At 59.4% G+C, this 16,990-nt stretch carries 19 protein-coding genes; 6 read left to right on the top strand and 13 right to left on the bottom strand.

Features of this window, described 5'->3' with window-relative positions:
• Nucleotides 1–20: 20 nt before the first annotated feature.
• The 6 genes from IH404_RS01150 to IH404_RS01125 form a co-directional block, all read right to left on the bottom strand.
• Nucleotides 21–1,562 carry a SulP family inorganic anion transporter gene (locus IH404_RS01150; RefSeq protein WP_005783422.1) on the bottom strand — a complete coding sequence of 514 codons (1,542 nt, stop codon included), beginning with the start codon at nt 1,560–1,562 and terminating at the stop codon, nt 21–23.
• Nucleotides 1,563–1,647: 85 nt separating this feature from the next.
• The gene (locus tag IH404_RS01145; RefSeq protein WP_005783421.1) at nt 1,648–2,376 is read right to left on the bottom strand and encodes a carbonic anhydrase; all 729 of its coding nucleotides are present in this window, start codon (nt 2,374–2,376) and stop codon (nt 1,648–1,650) included.
• A 228-nt stretch (nt 2,377–2,604) separates the two neighbouring features.
• Nucleotides 2,605–3,663, bottom strand: a complete 1,059-nt coding sequence (locus tag IH404_RS01140) for a PA0069 family radical SAM protein (RefSeq protein ID WP_194439676.1) — start codon at nt 3,661–3,663, stop codon at nt 2,605–2,607.
• A gap of 81 nt (nt 3,664–3,744) precedes the next feature.
• Nucleotides 3,745–5,043 (bottom strand): cytochrome c, encoded by a 1,299-nt coding sequence (locus IH404_RS01135; RefSeq protein WP_005783419.1) that lies wholly within the window; start codon nt 5,041–5,043, stop codon nt 3,745–3,747.
• Between the two features lie 12 nt (nt 5,044–5,055).
• Nucleotides 5,056–6,840 carry a GMC family oxidoreductase gene (locus IH404_RS01130; protein WP_005783418.1) on the bottom strand — a complete coding sequence of 595 codons (1,785 nt, stop codon included), beginning with the start codon at nt 6,838–6,840 and terminating at the stop codon, nt 5,056–5,058.
• 2 nt (nt 6,841–6,842) lie between these two features.
• A complete protein-coding gene (locus IH404_RS01125; protein WP_005783417.1) occupies nt 6,843–7,595 on the bottom strand; it encodes a gluconate 2-dehydrogenase subunit 3 family protein in 753 nt (250 codons plus the stop codon).
• A gap of 275 nt (nt 7,596–7,870) precedes the next feature.
• Here IH404_RS01125 and IH404_RS01120 point away from each other — a divergent pair, with 275 nt between their 5' ends.
• Entirely contained in the window at nt 7,871–8,527 is a 657-nt protein-coding gene (locus IH404_RS01120) for a dual specificity protein phosphatase family protein (RefSeq protein WP_005783416.1), read from the top strand.
• A 31-nt stretch (nt 8,528–8,558) separates the two neighbouring features.
• On the opposite strand, the gene IH404_RS01115 is transcribed toward IH404_RS01120, so the two are convergent.
• Together IH404_RS01115 and prlC are read right to left on the bottom strand one after the other, a co-directional pair.
• On the bottom strand, nt 8,559–8,834 hold the full coding sequence (locus IH404_RS01115; RefSeq protein WP_005783415.1) for a YheV family putative zinc ribbon protein: 276 nt from the start codon (nt 8,832–8,834) through the stop codon (nt 8,559–8,561).
• Nucleotides 8,831–10,930 carry an oligopeptidase A gene (prlC, locus tag IH404_RS01110; RefSeq protein ID WP_194439675.1) on the bottom strand — a complete coding sequence of 700 codons (2,100 nt, stop codon included), beginning with the start codon at nt 10,928–10,930 and terminating at the stop codon, nt 8,831–8,833. Before prlC ends, IH404_RS01115 begins: the two co-directional genes overlap by 4 nt.
• 54 nt (nt 10,931–10,984) lie before the next feature.
• Here prlC and IH404_RS01105 point away from each other — a divergent pair, with 54 nt between their 5' ends.
• Together IH404_RS01105 and IH404_RS01100 are read left to right on the top strand one after the other, a co-directional pair.
• The gene (locus tag IH404_RS01105; RefSeq protein WP_005783413.1) at nt 10,985–11,527 is read left to right on the top strand and encodes a gamma carbonic anhydrase family protein; all 543 of its coding nucleotides are present in this window, start codon (nt 10,985–10,987) and stop codon (nt 11,525–11,527) included.
• Nucleotides 11,524–12,183, top strand: coding sequence for an HAD family hydrolase (locus IH404_RS01100; protein ID WP_005783412.1), 660 nt, complete (start codon nt 11,524–11,526; stop codon nt 12,181–12,183). Before IH404_RS01105 ends, IH404_RS01100 begins: the two co-directional genes overlap by 4 nt.
• 85 nt (nt 12,184–12,268) lie before the next feature.
• On the opposite strand, the gene IH404_RS01095 is transcribed toward IH404_RS01100, so the two are convergent.
• Entirely contained in the window at nt 12,269–13,312 is a 1,044-nt protein-coding gene (locus IH404_RS01095; protein WP_005783411.1) for an aminopeptidase, read from the bottom strand.
• A 110-nt stretch (nt 13,313–13,422) separates the two neighbouring features.
• Here IH404_RS01095 and IH404_RS01090 point away from each other — a divergent pair, with 110 nt between their 5' ends.
• Nucleotides 13,423–13,845, top strand: coding sequence for a hypothetical protein (locus IH404_RS01090; protein ID WP_005783410.1), 423 nt, complete (start codon nt 13,423–13,425; stop codon nt 13,843–13,845).
• A gap of 1 nt (nt 13,846) precedes the next feature.
• Here the strand turns inward: IH404_RS01090 and IH404_RS01085 are convergent, their stop codons facing one another.
• On the bottom strand, nt 13,847–14,086 hold the full coding sequence (locus IH404_RS01085) for a DUF1161 domain-containing protein (RefSeq protein ID WP_005783409.1): 240 nt from the start codon (nt 14,084–14,086) through the stop codon (nt 13,847–13,849).
• A gap of 150 nt (nt 14,087–14,236) precedes the next feature.
• Nucleotides 14,237–14,668: an OsmC family protein gene (locus tag IH404_RS01080; protein ID WP_003187311.1), complete on the bottom strand. Its 432-nt coding sequence runs from the start codon at nt 14,666–14,668 to the stop codon at nt 14,237–14,239.
• Between the two features lie 220 nt (nt 14,669–14,888).
• Between IH404_RS01080 and IH404_RS01075 the strand changes: the two genes are divergently transcribed.
• The gene (locus tag IH404_RS01075; protein ID WP_005783408.1) at nt 14,889–15,890 is read left to right on the top strand and encodes an LLM class flavin-dependent oxidoreductase; all 1,002 of its coding nucleotides are present in this window, start codon (nt 14,889–14,891) and stop codon (nt 15,888–15,890) included.
• A gap of 57 nt (nt 15,891–15,947) precedes the next feature.
• On the opposite strand, the gene IH404_RS01070 is transcribed toward IH404_RS01075, so the two are convergent.
• Nucleotides 15,948–16,172 carry a DUF1161 domain-containing protein gene (locus IH404_RS01070; RefSeq protein ID WP_005783407.1) on the bottom strand — a complete coding sequence of 75 codons (225 nt, stop codon included), beginning with the start codon at nt 16,170–16,172 and terminating at the stop codon, nt 15,948–15,950.
• Nucleotides 16,173–16,289: 117 nt separating this feature from the next.
• Nucleotides 16,290–16,505: a dodecin gene (locus IH404_RS01065; protein ID WP_005783406.1), complete on the bottom strand. Its 216-nt coding sequence runs from the start codon at nt 16,503–16,505 to the stop codon at nt 16,290–16,292.
• A 157-nt stretch (nt 16,506–16,662) separates the two neighbouring features.
• Between IH404_RS01065 and IH404_RS01060 the strand changes: the two genes are divergently transcribed.
• Nucleotides 16,663–16,989, top strand: coding sequence for a DUF883 family protein (locus IH404_RS01060; RefSeq protein ID WP_003187304.1), 327 nt, complete (start codon nt 16,663–16,665; stop codon nt 16,987–16,989).
• Nucleotide 16,990: the final 1 nt, after the last annotated feature.

Here is a 16,990-nt window from a genome sequence, read left to right as displayed (position 1 = left end):
CTCCCACAATTTTTTGGCGCTCAGACAGGCGCTGATCCTATCCCCACCGTCGTACGCACCCGGCCTTCCAGCCGGCGCTTCAATCCCCGTGCCTCGATCACCAGCGTCGAGCCCTTGGCCGCATTGGCCCGTCCCCACTCCTCCAGCAATTCCAGACAAGAGTGGTCGATGTAACTCAAGTTACTCAGCGGCACATGCAACGTGGTCCCCGCAGGCACCGCCGACAGCACCTGAGTCAGCGCCGGCACTTTCAGAAAGGTCGCCGCACCCGTCAAGCGCAGCTCCATCTCCCCCTCTTGAGGCAGGTCGATCAAGCTGACTTTCAGCCGCGAAGCCTTGAAGGCCAGTTTGAGCAGCGTAAGTCCGAAGCCCACCAGCACACCGGTCAGCAAGTCGGTGAAGATGATCGCCAGTGCCGTGGCCGCATAGGTGAACATCGGCATCCGCCCGTAACGCCCCAGCGCCTTGAACGCCTTGACGTCCACCAGCTTGATCCCGGTGTACACCAGCACACCCGCCAGGCTCGCGACCGGAATGCTTTGCAGCACGCTCGACAGCAAGAGCACGAAACCGAGCAACCACAGGCCATGGAACATCGCCGACAACCGAGTGGTGGCCCCGGCCTGGACGTTGGCCGAGCTGCGCACGATCACGCCGGTCATCGGCAGGGCACCCACCAGGCCGCAGAGCATGTTGCCGACACCTTGGGCAGACAATTCCTTATCGAAATCGGAACGCTGGCCGCTGTGCATACGATCCACCGCTGCGGCAGACAGCAGGGTTTCGGCGCTGGCGATAAACGCTACGGCGAAAGCTGCGATCAATAGCTGTGGGTCGGCTAGGTTGAGCAGATCGCTGGGGCGCAGCCAGTCAATGGCATCCGCGAGATTTTCCGGGACCTCCACGCGCTTGACCTGCAGGGCCAGTACCAGGCTGGTGACGGTCGCCAGCCCCACCCCCAGCAGGGCGCCCGGCACAAAACGCAATTGCCGCGGGCGGAATTTGTCCCACAGGTACATGACCAACATGGTCGACAGACCGAGCAGGCCGGCCTGCCACCCGAGCCCGCCACCCAGGGTCGGAAGCGCTTCAGCCACCGCCGCCGGGAAGCCTGCCAGGTTATCCAGCCCGGATGGCTTGGGCGCCCCATCGAGCATCACATGGATCTGCGAAAGCACAATCAACACGCCGATCCCCGCCAACATGCCGTAGACAACCGCCGGCGCGGTGACACGAAACCAGCAACCCAGGCGCAAGCGCCCGGCCACCAGCTGCAGGAAGCCGGCCAGCAGCAGGATCGGCCCCAGCATCATCATGCCGTGTTGGCGCACCAGTTCGAACACCAGTACCGCCAAACCAGCCGCCGGGCCGCTGACTTGCAGCGGCGACCCAGCCAACCAGCCCACCACCAGGCCACCGATGATCCCGGTGATCAGCCCCTTGGCGGGCGGCATACCGGATGCGATCGCAATGCCCATGCACAGCGGCAGGGCAACCAGAAAAACAACCACCGAGGCGAGCAGCTCTCGTGGCAAAACAGCTTTCAATTGAGCAGCACGCATGATGACTCTCCCGAGGCATTCGCCGGGCGCGGTAAAGCCTGGCTGCGTCCATGGCAGCCACCGCGTTACCCGGCAGGGAAGTGTTTTAGAAGCGCGCTTTAGGCGTCGCTGAAGGGATCGGCTCGGTGCCGTTCAGCGGTCTGAACGCCGCTTTATCCGCATCGTAGGCCCGAATTTCGCTGGTCTCGATGTTGTAGATCCAGCCATGGATAAACAAATGACCATTGGCCATGCGCGAAGCCACGGAAGGGTGGGTGCGCAAATGTTGCAGTTGGGCAATAACGTTTTCTTCGGTCAGCACCGCCATGCTCTCGCCTTCGTTGGCGCAGTCGCAGTTGTCATGGACCATGGTCTTGGCGACCTCGGCGTGACGCAGCCATGCCTTGACCGTCGGCATCTTTTCCAGGCTGTCTGGGTTGAGTACCGCGCGCATCGCGCCGCAGTCGGAGTGCCCGCACACAATGATGTGCTGTACGCCAAGGGCAAGCACCGCATACTCGATGGCCGTGGAGACACCACCGTTCATTTGGCCGTAGGGAGGCACCACGTTACCGACGTTACGGGTCACGAACAGGTCGCCCGGGGAGCTTTGGGTAATCAGCTCGGGCACGATGCGCGAGTCGGCGCAGGTAATGAACATTGCGCGCGGGCTTTGGGCCGTGGCAAGTTTCTTGAAGAGTTCTTCCTGCTGGGGGAAGACGTCGTGATGGAAATGCAAAAAACCGTCAACGATGTGTTGCAGCGCTGCATCGGCGGACTCCGCCACAGGGGCTGAAGCCGACGCAGCCAACGGCTGTTTATCCTTGTCACTCATGATTCATCCTCTTGATCAATGCAGGGGAGGGTTCAGGTCAGTTCGACGCCGGGGCAGTGAAATAGTTGTAAAACCACCGCAGACCAGGGCACCGACTCGTCAGTCACTCGCTGAACAAGGTAACCGCTGAAACTTAACTCAAACTGAATGAAACGCTCTAGATCGCGGGTTTCAGTGATGTCAAAAGGCGACTATTCCTACGGTAAATTCACCGCCATCTTCTTCAGTTTACAACAATGCCATCTGTCTGCCCGGTGGGCAGAATGCGGTGCAATCCAGGTTGAATCCTTCGCGTCGATTCAGCCCCAAACGCTTGATCGCCTTGCTGAAGCGTTGAGCCAGCAAATCGGCAAAGGGCCCTTCACCCGGCATGCGCACACCGAAGCGGCTGTCATACACCTCACCGCCGCGTACCTGACGCACCAGGCTCATCACATGAGCCGCACGCTGCGGGTAGTGTGCCGCCAGCCACTCCTCGAACAGCGGCGCCACTTCCAGCGGCAGGCGCAGCATCATGTACGCCGCGCTTTGCGCACCAGCCGCATGAGCCTCGGTCAGCAGGTTTTCCAGCTCACTGTCGTTGATCATCGGAATCATCGGTGAGCACAGCACACCCACCGCAATACCCGCGTCGCGCATCACCCGAATGGCCCGCAACCGCGCCTTGGGCGCCGCCGCGCGTGGCTCCAGGATGCGTTTGAGCTCGTCATCCAGGCTGGTGAGGCTGATCATCACCGCCACCAGGCGCTGACGGGCCAACTCGGTGAGCAGGTCCAGATCACGCAGGATCAGCGAGCCCTTGGTGATGATCGTCACCGGGTGACGGTAGCGTAGCAGCACTTCAAGGGTTTGCCGCGTGATCCTGTATTCGCGTTCGATAGGCTGGTACGGATCGGTGTTAGAGCCCAGGTTGATCGGCGCGCACACATAGCCAGGCTTGGACAGCTGCTGCTCCAGCACATCGGCCGCATTGCTCTTGGCAATCAGCCGGGTCTCGAAGTCGAGCCCCGGGGACATGTCCCAATAGGCATGGCTGGGCCGCGCGTAACAATAGATGCACCCATGCTCACAACCACGGTAAGGGTTGATCGAGCGATCAAACGGCAAGTCCGGCGAGTTGTTGCGGGTGATGATGGTCTTGGCCGTTTCGATACGCACTTCGGTGCCTTGAGTGGGCGGCACTTCCTTGTACCAGCCATCGTCCTCGGCCACGCTGAGCGTAGGTGCAAACCGGTTGTGCAGGTTGGTGGCCGTACCCCGACCCCGGGGCGGCAGCGCAGTAGTCATGAAAACGCCTCGATACTGTTTTTATATACAGTATCGAGGCGCGGGGTTGCTGACCAGTGCCGTTGGGCGGCTAGAGTGGGATCAGTGCTTTTGCGTCACCTGCCCCAGATCATCACCCGACGTAGTGCGCATATCGCTTTTGCGCAGGCCTGCCACATCGCTGGCGTTTACCGGCGCACCTTGGTTACCCCAGCTGCCACGGATAAAACTGACCACATCGGCTACTTCCTGGTCCGACAGGCGCCAGGCGAACGCCGGCATGGTGAAGGTGGACGGCGCGGTATGCGTCGCCGGCAAGGTACCGCCGTTCAACACAATGTTGATCAACGACGTGGCGTCCGCCGTCTGCACTACAGGGTTACCCGCCAGCGCCGGGAACACCCGCGTATAGCCATGACCATCGGTGCGGTGGCAGGCCGCGCAGTTGTCGATATACACCGAGGCGCCCGGTTTGCTGTCATCACCTTTCCAAAGCGCCTCGGCCACCTGCTTGTCGTACTGGTGCGGCTGATCCTTGGGGTCCACCGCCGGCAGGCTCTTGAGGTAACGGGCGATAGCGGTCAAGTCATCTTCTGACATGTACTGCATGCTGTGGACGACAACATCGCTCATACCACCGAACACCGCACTGCGGTCACTGCGACCGGTCTTGAGAAACTGCACCAGTTGCTCTTCGCTCCAGCTGCCGAGGCCGTCCTTGTGGTCGCCACGCAGGCTTTTCGCAATCCAGCCCTCCAACGGCGCGCTGCCGGACAGGAAGTCGTTGCCGTCAGTGGCGCTCAGGGCTTTTTCCTGCATGGTCAGGGCACGCGGCGTATGGCAGGCGCCGCAGTGTCCCAGGCCTTCCACCAAATACGCGCCACGGCTGATCACCGGATCCGCTGCGGCTGGTGACGGTTGCGCCTCGACCGCCGGCGCAAACATCCAGCGCCACGCGGCCAACGGCCAACGCATACTCAAAGGCCAGGGGATATCGCTGTCCTTGTTCTCTTGGACGACCGGCTCGACGCCCTTCATGAAGTACGCATACAGCGCTTGCATATCGCTATCGCTGACACGCGCGTAGGACGGATAGGGCATCGCCGGGTAAAGCGTACTGCCGTTCTTGGCGACGCCATGGCGCACAGCCTTGTCGAAGTCTTCGAAGCTGTAGTCGCCCAGGCCGGTCTTGTCTGGGGTGATGTTGGTGGAATAGATCACGCCGATGGGCGTTTCCATCGGCAGGCCACCGGCGAAGGGTTTGCCGCCTTTGGCGGTGTGGCAAGCCACGCAGTCGCCGGCACGTGCCAGGTATTCACCCTGCTTGATCAAGTCAGATTCCGCAGCGCTCACCGAGCAGCTGCTGAAGAGCGCCAGGGAGGCGATAACGAGTGCTTTCATGGTCATCGCTCCTTATGCCTGAACCAGTGGGCCGGGGTTTTTCAGGTACTGCTCGCGGATTGCTCGAGCTGACCAATAGGTCAAAGCTGCCACCAGGCCGGTAGGGTTATAGCCCAAGCCCTGTGGGAAAGCAGACGCGCCCGGGACGAACACGTTGTGCACATCCCAACACTGCAGGTAGCGGTTCAACGCACTGGTTTTCGGGTCGGTGCCCATGATGGCGCCACCGTTGAGGTGGGTGGTCTGGTAAGAGGCGGTATTGAAGTGATCACCGACTTTTTTACCCAACACGGCGATGGCCTTGGGGTTCATCGCCTGTGCGACCTTGCCCATTTTCTCGACCATGAAGCGGTTCATCTTGATGTCGTTTTCCTGCCAGTCGAACGTCATGCGCAGCAGCGGCAGGCCGTAGGCATCGCGGTAAACCGGATCCAGATCCAGGTAGTTACTCCGGTAGGATTGATGGGCACCGTGGGCATCCATCGACACCTGGTGGGTGTAGTAATCGGCGGTGGCACGCTTCCAGGCGCTGCCCCAGGCCGGCGTGCCCGGCGGGTTGGAAGTACCGGCAATCGGCCGGCTGCCCGCCTGGTTGACCCACATCGGCGAGCCCCCCACGAAGCCGTGGGGGCCGTGGTCGAAGTTGTCGGCGTTGAAGTCGTCGATGGCCACGCCATTGCCGCCCGCGCCAATGAAGTTGTTGGTGTGGGTGTCCTTATCAAAGAACGCCTTGATGGTGCCCATGTTCTGGTAGGCGAAGTTGCGGCCCACCACGCCCTCATTGGTAATCGGGTCGTAGGGTTTGCCGATGCCCGACAACAACATCAGACGCACGTTGTGGAACTGGAACGCGCCGAGAATCACCAGGTCTGCCGGCTGTTCGCATTCGCGGCCCTGGGCATCGATATAGGTCACGCCGGTGGCTTTTTTCTTGGTGCTGTCGAGATTGACCTTGAGTACGTGGGAATTGGGCCGCAACTCGAAGTTGGGTACCTGGCGCAGGGCCGGCAGGATGTTCACGTTCGGCGACGCTTTGGAATACATGTAGCACACGTAGCCACTGCAAAAGCCGCAGAAATTGCACGGCCCCATCTGCGCGCCGTAGGGGTTGGTGTATGGCCCCGACGTATTGGCCGAAGGCAGGTTGTAAGGCTTGTAACCCACCTCCGTCGCTGCTTTCTGAAACAGTTGTGCGGAGACCGTATTCTTCTGCGCCTCCAACGGGAACGGGTTGGAGCGATCCGGCGCGTAAGGGTTGCCCCCACGGCCTTCGCCTACCAACTGGCCCTTGACCGTCCAGGCCTGCCCGGAGGTACCGAAGACTTTTTCCGCATAGTCGAAAAACGGCTCCAGCTCTTCATAGCTGACGCCGAAATCCTGGATGGTCATGTCCTTGGGAATGAAGTTCTTCCCGTAGCGTTCCTCGTAATGGCTGCGCATACGCAACTCGATCGGATCGACACGAAAATGCACGCCCGACCAGTGCAGCCCCGCGCCGCCCACGCCATTACCGGGCAGGAATGCACCGAGCTGACGGTTGGGCAAGGCCACATCATTCACGCTATGGCGAATGGTTACCGTCTCTTTGGAAATGTCCTGGAACAGCTTCTTACGCACGCTGTAGGTCAATTCGTCGATGACCTGGGGATAGTTGCCGTCCGGATAAGTGTCCTGCATCGGGCCGCGCTCCAGCGCTACCACGTTGAGGCCTGCTTCCGTCAGCTCCTTGGCCATGATCGCGCCGGTCCAGCCGAAGCCTACAATCACTGCATCCACTTTCTTCATGATGGTCGCCACGTTTATGCCCTCTCGCCGCGAATGGAAACAGCCGGGAAGGGGTATTGCTCGTTGCGTTCCACCCAATCCATGAAGTCGGCGCGGGCGCCGGGGAAGCCGATCATGGTCCAGCCGACCATGCCTTTATTGCCGCCATGGATCGGGTCGCAGAAGAAACCTTCCTTGGTGTTTTGCAGCAACAGGTTAAAGAACATCTTTGGCGGCACGGCGTCGAAATGCGCGGCAACTTCGCTGCCGCCAGCCTCCAGACGGCGCAACATATCGTCTCGGGTAGCGCTGTCTTGCGCAGCAAAAGCCTTGCCGTTGAACGCTTTCGACCAAGCGTCCGTTGCAGCGATACCCAGGCGATAGATTTCCTTGGGTACCAATTTGCTCTGCCAGCCCATTTCCGGCGGCGCATCGGCGTTGAAGGGACCTTGCATGAACCACAGGGCGCCGCTGGCGTAGGGCGTGCTCATCTGACGGTCGATGTATTCCGGCGCGCCAGCTTCCAGTGCGCCAGGGCCTTGGGCATCAGCCGGAATCAAGCGCTCGACGGCGGCGTTGATGAACGCCCATTCCTCGGCCGTGAAATAGCTCGGCTCATAGGCTTTATCGCTCGTCGCAGGTTTGGCCGGCGCCGCTTGGGCAGGCTCCGGCGTGGCCATCAGCATCGAACCACCCAGGCCGGTGCTGGCAACCGTGACCACCGGGATCAAGGTCAAGGATTTGCGTAGAAAGTCACGCCGGGGGTTGTCTTGATCTTGATCAGACATGGGTACACCTCATCATGTGGTCACGGGTTTATCCGCCGCTTCTGGGAGCAGCGTGAAGGCTTGCCAAGCAATGGGATCCAAAAACATAGAACACATTGGCAAACAATAGTTACAAATGATAGCAGGCTAAGAATTGAGAAGAGTCGATTCAGCGAGAAAAACACCGGATCAGATCGGATGAATCACAATTCTTTGACGAAGACCTCACGCGACATTGACCGCCCTTAAGTGACTCTGCGGCCCATCAGCCACTTCCTTATTCGGTCACACTGTCCATGTTCAACACACGATTACTGCCTATCCTCGGCTTGGCGGTCATGGCCCTGTTCAACACACTTCAAGCCCAGGCCGATGACGCGGTCTCGATCCGCTCACCGGAATGGGCCCAACCAGTGGGTGACCAATACAACCTGCATCAAATGACACCCACGCTCTATCGCAGTGCATTGCCAGACGGTGATGCGCTGCCCATTTTGGAAAAACTCAAAATCGCTACCGTCATCAACTTTTTGCCGGAATCTGATGCGCAGTGGCTTAAATCATCTGATATCAAACAGGTGCAGTTGAGCTATCGCACCAACCATGTCGACGATTCCGACGTGTTGGCGGCGATCAGAGCGATTCAGACAGCAGAAGCAGATGGCCCGGTGTTGATGCACTGCAAGCACGGCGCCGACCGGACCGGCCTGATGGCAGCGATGTATCGAGTGGTGGTTCAGGGATGGAGCAAGGAGGACGCGCTGAACGAGATGACCTTGGGTGGTTTCGGCAGCAGCAATGGCTTCAAGGACGTGGTTCGCTACATGATGAAAGCCGATGTCGACAAGTTGCGTACAGCTTTGGCGAATGGCGATTGCAGCACCAGTGCGTTCGCGTTGTGCTCAATGAAAGACTGGGTCACCACGACGGGTAAGGAAGAGAAAAAACTGTAGGAGCGAGCTTGCTCCTACAGTGAGTCAGGTTTTAGTCTTTTTTGAGCTTCGGGTTAGGAAAGAATTGCACCGCCTGCACTTTCGGATCCGCCGGCGCTTTCAACGCAGACGTATTGACCCGCGTGCCCAGCTCCTTGGGCACCGACAAGCCTTGATCATTCAGCGTATCGGTATACCCGCAGGCCACGCATTCGCGGTGCGGCACGTTGTCTTCGGTCCACATCTTCAATTTGTCCGGCTCACTGCACGCCGGGCAGACAGCCCCGGCGATAAATTGCTTTTTGGTAATCACAGGCGCTTCACTCATGCTGCCGCGTCCTCACTCAGGCCGCTGTGGCGCAAGAGTGCGTCAATCGACGGCGCCCGTCCGCGGAAGTCGACGAACAGCACCATCGGCGCCTGGGAACCGCCACGCGCCAGGATCGCTTCGCGAAACGCACGCCCGGTCTGGGCATTGAGCACACCGTCTTCTTCGAACTTGGAGAAGGCGTCGGCCGAGAGCACTTCGGCCCATTTGTAGCTGTAGTAACCCGCCGCATAACCACCGGCGAAGATGTGCGCGAAGCTGTTGGGGAAGCGGTTGTAGGCCGGCGGACGCATCACCGAGACTTCATCGCGTACACCTTCAAGCACCTGCGCCACGCTGCGGCCATCGCCATGAGTGGCGTGCAGCTCAAAGTCGAACAACGAGAACTCGAGCTGACGCACCATCATCAGGCCGGACTGGAAATTCTTCGCCGCGAGCATTTTTTCCAGCAGGTCCTGGGGCAATGGCTCGCCCGTTTCGTAGTGGCCGGAGATCAGCGCCAGACCCTCGGGCTCCCAGCACCAGTTCTCCATGAATTGGCTCGGCAATTCCACCGCGTCCCACGCCACGCCGTTGATCCCGGATACACCGGCGTGCTCGACGCGAGTCAGCAGGTGATGCAGGCCGTGGCCGAATTCGTGGAACAGGGTGGTGACTTCATCGTGGGTCAGCAGCGCAGGCTTGCCGCTGTCGGCTGGCGTGAAGTTGCACACCAGGTTGGCGACCGGGCTTTGCAGCACACCATCGACGGTGCGACGACGATCGCGGGCACCGTCCATCCAGGCACCGCCACGCTTGTTGGCGCGGGCATACAGGTCGAAGAAGAAGCGCCCGACATGCTCGCCATTTTCTTTGATTTCAAACAGGCGAACGTCCGGGTGCCAGGTGTCGAAGCCCTTCTGTTCGGCAATCTCGATGCCGTACAGGCGTTGCACAATGGCAAACAGGCCGCCCAGCACTTTGTCGATCGGGAAGTAAGCACGCAGGGCTTCCTGGGACACGCTGTAACGCTGCTCACGCAATTTTTCGCCATAGAAACCGCTGTCCCAGCTTTGCAGGTCGGCGCAGCCTTGTTCGGCGGCGTAAGCCTTGAGCTGTTGCAGATCCTGGGTGGCGAACGGCTTGCTGCGTTTGGCCAGATCCCGCAGGAAGCTCAGCACCTGGTCGCTGGAGTCGGCCATCTTGGTAGCCAGGCTCAGCTCGGCGAAGGACGCGTAACCCAACAATTGGGCCAGTTCCTGACGCAGGTCGAGAATCTGTTCCATCACCGGGCCGTTATCGTTCTGACCGGCATTCGGGCCCTGGTCCGACGCACGGGTGCAGTAGGCCGCGTAGACCTCTTCACGCAGGGCGCGGTCCTGGGCATAGGTCATCACGGCGTAATAGCTGGGGAATTCCAGGGTGATCAGCCAGCCGTCGAGGCCCTTGGCCTGGGCGGCGGCAGCCATTTGCGCCTTGGCCGAGTCGGTCAGGCCGGCGAGGGTGGCTTCATCGGTGACGTGTTTGGTCCAGGCCTGGGTAGCGTCCAGCAACTGGTTGGAGAATTTGCTGCCCAGCTCGGACAGCTTGCTTTGCACTTCGGCGTAGCGCTTTTGCTGCTCCGGCGGCAGGTCGATGCCCGACAGGCGGAAATCGCGCAGGGAATGTTCCAGAATGGTTTTTTGCGCCACGTCGAAACCAGCGGCCTCTGGGCTGTTGGCCAGGGCTTCAAAAGCCTGGAACAGTTCACGGTTCTGGCCCATCTCGGTGGAGTAGGCGCTCAAGGCGGGCAGGCAAGCCTCGTAGGCTTCACGCAACTCGGCGCTGTTGCACACTGCATTGAGGTGGCTGACCGGGCTCCAGGCAGCGCCAAGGCGGTCGTTCAGTTCATCCATGGCCAGGACCAGACCGGCCCATGTCGGATTTTTGCCCTGGCTTTGCAGGATGTCTGCGATAGCCACACGGTTGTCGGCGAGGATCTGTTCGATGGCCGGCTGGACGTGCTCGGCACGGATCGCCGAGAACGGCGGCAGGTCGTAGGACTGCAAAAGAGGGTTGTTCGCGCTCACGGTTGGCACCTTGGCTGAAGAAACATGTAAGAACAAAGATGGGGCCATCTTAATTACAATCAACACCCACCGCAGCTATCAGCAGAAGAGAGAGAGGCTATCGTGACCCTTCGCACCTATCAGAACCACACGCCAACCCTGGGCGCCGGGGCTTTTGTCGATATTTCGGCGGTGGTGATCGGCGATGTCGAAATCGGCCCCGACAGCTCGGTTTGGCCGCTGACGGTGATTCGCGGCGACATGCACCGCATCCGCATCGGCGCACGCACCAGTGTGCAGGACGGCTGCGTGTTGCACATTACCCATGCAGGGCCGTTCAATCCTGATGGTTTCCCGCTGCTGATCGGCGACGACGTGACCATCGCCCACAAAGTCATGCTGCATGGTTGCACGGTGGGCAACCGCGTCTTGATCGGCATGAGCAGCATCGTGATGGACGGTGCCGTGGTCGAGGACGACGTGATCATCGGCGCCGGCAGCCTGGTGCCACCCGGCAAGAAACTCGACAGTGGGTTTTTGTATGTGGGCAGCCCGGTTAAACAGGTCCGCGCGCTGACTGACAAGGAGCGCGCCTTTTTCACCTACAGCGCTGCGAACTACGTGAAGCTCAAAGACCTGCACCTGGCAGAAGGATTCGATCAATGACCCTCAACCACCCAACGGTCCTCTTCGACCTGGACGGCACGCTCACCGATCCGCGTGAGGGCATCACTCGTTCGATCCAGTACGCCCTTGGCAAATTGGGTATCGACGAACCTGACCTGACCAAGCTTGAACACTTCATCGGCCCGCCGCTGCTGCAAGCGTTCATGCAGTTCTACAGTTTCGACGAGGCCAGGGCCTGGGAAGCGGTGAATTTCTACCGCGAGCGCTTCAAGGTCACCGGGCTGTATGAAAACCGCGTATTCGACGGCGTCCTGCCGCTGCTGGAAGACCTGAACAGCCAAGGGCGCCGGCTGTACGTGGCCACCTCCAAACCGTGGGAATTTGCCCGCGAGATTGCGCGGCATTTCGACTTTGCCAAGCACTTCAAGGTGATTTACGGCAGCGAACTGGACGGCACGCGTACCAACAAGGTCGAGTTGATCGCCCACTTGATCCGTGAGGAAGGGCTGGACCCGGCCACTACCTTGATGATCGGTGATCGCAAGCATGACCTGATCGGCGCACGCAGCAATGGGTTGGATTCGGCGGCAGTAGGGTATGGGTTCGGCAGTTTCGAAGAGTTGAGTGCCGAGGCGCCGACCTGGCACTTCGAGACGTTGGCACAGATGCACCAGGCATTTTTGCAGCGCTCTTGAAACCGCTTTCGCGAGCAAGCCCGCTCCCACACTTGAATGTGTTCACATATCAAAATGTGGGAGGGGGCTTGCCCCCGATGAGGCCCTAAGGGCCAACACTCTCCAACTGCCTCAACGCTGCTTTACGCTGCGCAACCGGCAACCCGCCCAACCTTTCCACCGCCTTATAAAACCTCACCCAATCCCCACCCTCCTGCGCAAACAACGCCGCAAACGCCGGCACCCACCGGTCATACAGCCCGAATGGCAGCAGTCGCGCATTGTTCATCGGCTGGTTGATCCAAGCGTCATAGCGCTTGTCGCCACCCCATTGGCTATCACGCATCTGCCGGTATTCAGTGCGCAAGCGCTCGAACTGCACGGCCTTGGCCTGCCGCATCACCTGCGCTGCCAACGGCTGCGCATACAATGCCTCCAGGCGTTTGCGGGTATCGAGAATCAGCCGGATGAATTGATCACGTTGCTTCAACGCCGCATCGCTGACAGGCGCCAGGCCCCGTGCCGCCCGCCACTGACGGGTGCCTTCCTGCTCGACGAACGTGGCGAATGACTCGTTGAACTCGGTGTCATCCTTCACGTAGAAACGCTGGTGGGCCAGTTCGTGGAAGATCAGAGTCGCGAGGCGCTCATCACCCCAACTCATCATCGAACTCATGATCGGGTCGTTGAACCACCCCAGGGTGGAATAGGCTTCGACGCCACCGATCGACACGTCCATGCCTTGTTGCCGCAACAGCGCCGCCTCGCCACGCGCCGCGCCTTGGTTGTAGTAGCCGCGATAGGCAACGCAACCGGCGATAGGAAAGCAGTGGTTTTCAGGAGCCAGAGAAAATTCCTGCGTGGCGAAGACATTCCAGACCACATAGGGCCGGCCGATATCGGCGTATAACCGGTAGCTTTGATTATCAGGCAGATGCAAGTGCTCACTGGCAAAGGTGCGAGCTTTTTGCGATTGCACGAGATGCTCGCGCAATAGTTGAGGGCGAGTCTGGTCGGCGATGACTTCGGCAACCGGCTCCCGGGCCCGCAATAACTGCCACTGACCGCTCGCCAACTGGCTGTAATAACTGACGCTGGAACAACCGCTGAGTAGCACAACCATCAACCCTGGAAGAAAACACCTGATCATGCCCCGACTGCTCCTGGGTGATTTATTCGCCAGACTATCGCGCTTGAACGGAATTTTTCCATGGCGCGGCATGTTTATACTCAAGGCTCTTCTCGCGTTGAGTACCTGCCATGCGTCAGTTTCCATTGCCCGTTGCCGCCCTCCTGCTCAGCGCTTGCACTTCGGCCCCCATCCCGCCTGTCGACCCGCAACAGGCCTGGGTGGATTTCACCACGCCGACGCCGGGCTCCAAATTGGTCATGGCTCAGCGCCTGGACGGGAAAAACCTCAACGACGGGCGCTTCTTCCAAATGCCTCCCGGCCCTCACGAGCTGATGGTGCGCTTTGACTTTGAAGTGCCCGCCGGCGGCGGTTTGGGGGGCCTTAGCCAGATGATGTATCGCACCTGTTTCATGACCCTGCAGTACGACCATTTCCAGGCCGGCCAACGCTATGTGCTCGAAGGTCGCTCGCTGGCGTTCACGCCCAACATCCGGCTGTATGACTCAGCGCGCCAGTTGCTGGCCGAAGAACGCAGCGTCAACTGCATCTGAGTCAGTCATTGTTTTTCTGATAGATGATGCGCTTGGTACCGTTTTCGCACGAACCGACGATCATGGCGCTGTCATGGTTCTCGGCTTCTTCGGCAGTGATTATTTCCAGGGTGTAGGACGGAATCGCCTTGGCCTGGATCTTCACTTCGATTTCTTTCCTGAGCTCTTCACAATCTTTTGGCGCGGCCACGGCCGAAGTGGCCAATACACCGCAGATGATTGCCAAGGCAAAACGTTTCATGTGTGTAGCTCCCTGAATGCGCTGCGCACGAGTGTGCGCCTAGGCTGCATGGGCTATTCGACCACATTTTACAAACACGAGTTCTGATTTAACGCACAACTGAAAATGTGGGAGCGGGCTTGCTCGCTCCCACACATGAGTACTGCTGTGTCAGTTGACCAGCGTGGCATCCAAGGTGATGGTTGCATTCAGCACTTTGGACACCGGGCACCCTTCCTTGGCCTTTTTGCTCAATTCATCGAACTGCGCCTGGCTCGCGCCCGGGATCTTGGCTTTGAGGATCAGGTGCACGGCAGTGATCGCGAATCCGCCCTCGACCTGGTCCAGGGTCACTTCGGCCTGGGTATCAATGCTGTCAGCCTTGAGCCCGGCATCGCCGAGAATCATGGAAAACGCCATGGAGAAACAGCCGGCGTGAGCTGCGCCGATAAGCTCTTCAGGGTTGGTGCCCTTGCCGCCCTCGAAACGGGCCTTGAAGCCGTAGGGCGCTTCGCGCAGCACGCCGGTTTCAGTGGAAATGGAGCCCAGGCCTGTCTTCAGATCACCTTCCCAATGCGCGGATGCCTTTTTAACGATACTCATAGCTTTCTCCTCGAACGGTGGTTTTGCGTCAGTAAGGGTTCTGAGGATAGACCCGTGGGCAAAGTTCACCTTGTCGGAGAAACCTATCGATACAGTAGGAAATTTCGGAGCCACCTATTGAATCTCGGGTATATGCCCTCATTGCATGAAGTATGCACATGCAGCGGCAGGTTTTAGCTGGTTTAAAAAAGCCTGTACGCCCTATTGGAGAAGCAGGCTGATGAAATCGCTGTCCGACGTAAAGTTTTCGACCCTCGACCTGGTGCCCGTGCGTGCCAATGGCAGCCCGGCGCAATCGCTGCGCAATTCCCTGGACTTGGCCCAACACGTGGAAAAGTTCGGCTACAACCGCTTCTGGGTGGCTGAGCACCACAATATGGATGGCATCGCCAGTTCGGCCACTTCAGTATTGCTCGGCTATCTGGCTGGCGGCACCTCGACCATTCGTGTCGGTTCCGGCGGCGTCATGCTGCCTAACCACGCGCCATTGGTGATTGCCGAACAGTTCGGCACTCTGGAAAGCCTCTACCCAGGCCGTATCGACCTGGGCCTGGGCCGCGCGCCCGGTTCTGACCAGATGACCGCTCGCGCCCTGCGCCGTGAACGCTCCGGCAGTGCCGATGACTTCCCCGAAGACGTAGCCGAACTCATGGCCTACCTGGGCCCGCGTACGCCCGACCAACGGGTGATCGCTGTACCGGGCACGGGCACCAATGTGCCAGTGTGGCTGTTGGGTTCGAGCCTGTTCAGCGCGCAATTGGCCGGTGAGCGTGGCTTGCCCTACGCCTTCGCCTCCCACTTCGCACCGCGCCTGATGCATGAGGCGATTCGTGTGTACCGCAATCACTTCAAGCCTTCGGCGGTACTGGACAAGCCCTACGTGATGCTCGGCATTCCACTGGTGGCAGCCGATACCGATGAACAGGCCGATTACCTGGCCACCTCGATGTACCAACGCATCCTCGCGCTGATGCGCGGCCAGAGCCTGGTGCAGCGCCCACCGGTAAACACCATGGACGGCTTGTGGCTGCCCCATGAAAAAGACGCAGTGGGTAGCTTCCTTGGCCTGGCCATGGTGGGTAGCCCGGCGAAGATTCGCGCCAAGCTGGAGGTGTTGATCGAGCAGACCGGCGCCGATGAGCTGATTTTTACCAGTGACCTTTATGAGCACGCCGACCGGATTCATTCCTACGAGCTGCTGGCACAGGTGATGAAGGGCTAAATCCCAGGCGAAAAAAACGACGCACCTGTGCGTCGTTTTTATGTCTGCAACACGAGATTAACCGCGTTTGTAGACGATTTCCTTGGTGCCACCTTCGCAGGTGCCGACCACTTTAGCGTCGGTCGAAGCGCCTTTATCCACGACTTCCAGCGAATAACCCGAAGCGCCCTTGGCGTCGATTTTCGCTGCAATTTCGCTTTTCAGCTCTTCACAAGGCTTACCGGCCGCCAGAGCCGTACCCGCAATGCTCAACAAACCCACCGCCAACAGAAACTTCTTCATCCGTTACCTTCCTTGCGCTGATCAAAAAAGAGCGTGCCGACGCTCATCGCATCGGCACCCGTTGTTTGTAGCGCAGGTTATGGCAATCGGCCAGCGGGCAAAGTTCAATTCACCCGGTCAACTACTGGCAATTCGGAATCCCACTTTAAGGGTGACCTGGAAGTGCGCAGCCTTGCCATCCTTGATGTGACCACGGGTTTCAGTCACCTCGAACCACTCCAGGTGCTTGATGCTTTTGTTGGCTTCAGCCAGAGCATTGTTGATTGCGTCTTCGATGCTGGTGGTGGAAGAGCCCACCAATTCGACTTTCTTGTAGGTGTGATGATCACTCATGGCGTTTCTCCTGTAGGTCGTCAATCAAGACTAGCAGCGAATGTGCTTACTGCTTCTGGCGACCGCTTGGAGGTGAAAGTTCAGAATTACTGCACTTTCTGAAACCGGCGCAGTCGGTATCTACACACGCCACTCAATCACTTCAGGAGATGTCCACATGGCCAACACTTCTTTACGCAAAGCGTCGCTGGAAAGCATGGAAGCCGAGATTTCGAGCCTGCTCAAATCTCTGGAGAGCCTCAAGGACGACGCGTCCGATGAGTCGCGCAAAACGCTGAAGGCCCTGAAAAGCAATGCCGAGAACGCCCTCAAGCACTCTCGCCACCTGATCAGCGACGCCTATGAAGAAAGCAAAGTCAAAATCCGCGAAACCAGCGCTGCCACCCGTGACTACGCACAAGAGCACCCATGGACGACCGCGGGCGTCGCCGTGGGCGCGCTGGGCCTGCTGGCGGCTTACCTGCTGTGCAAGCGCGGTGACTGAT

The sequence above is a fragment of the Pseudomonas sp. OST1909 genome (genome assembly GCF_015277575.1).
Lineage (GTDB): Bacteria > Pseudomonadota > Gammaproteobacteria > Pseudomonadales > Pseudomonadaceae > Aquipseudomonas > Aquipseudomonas synxantha_A.
This window is presented reverse-complemented; position numbering and strand designations above follow the sequence as displayed.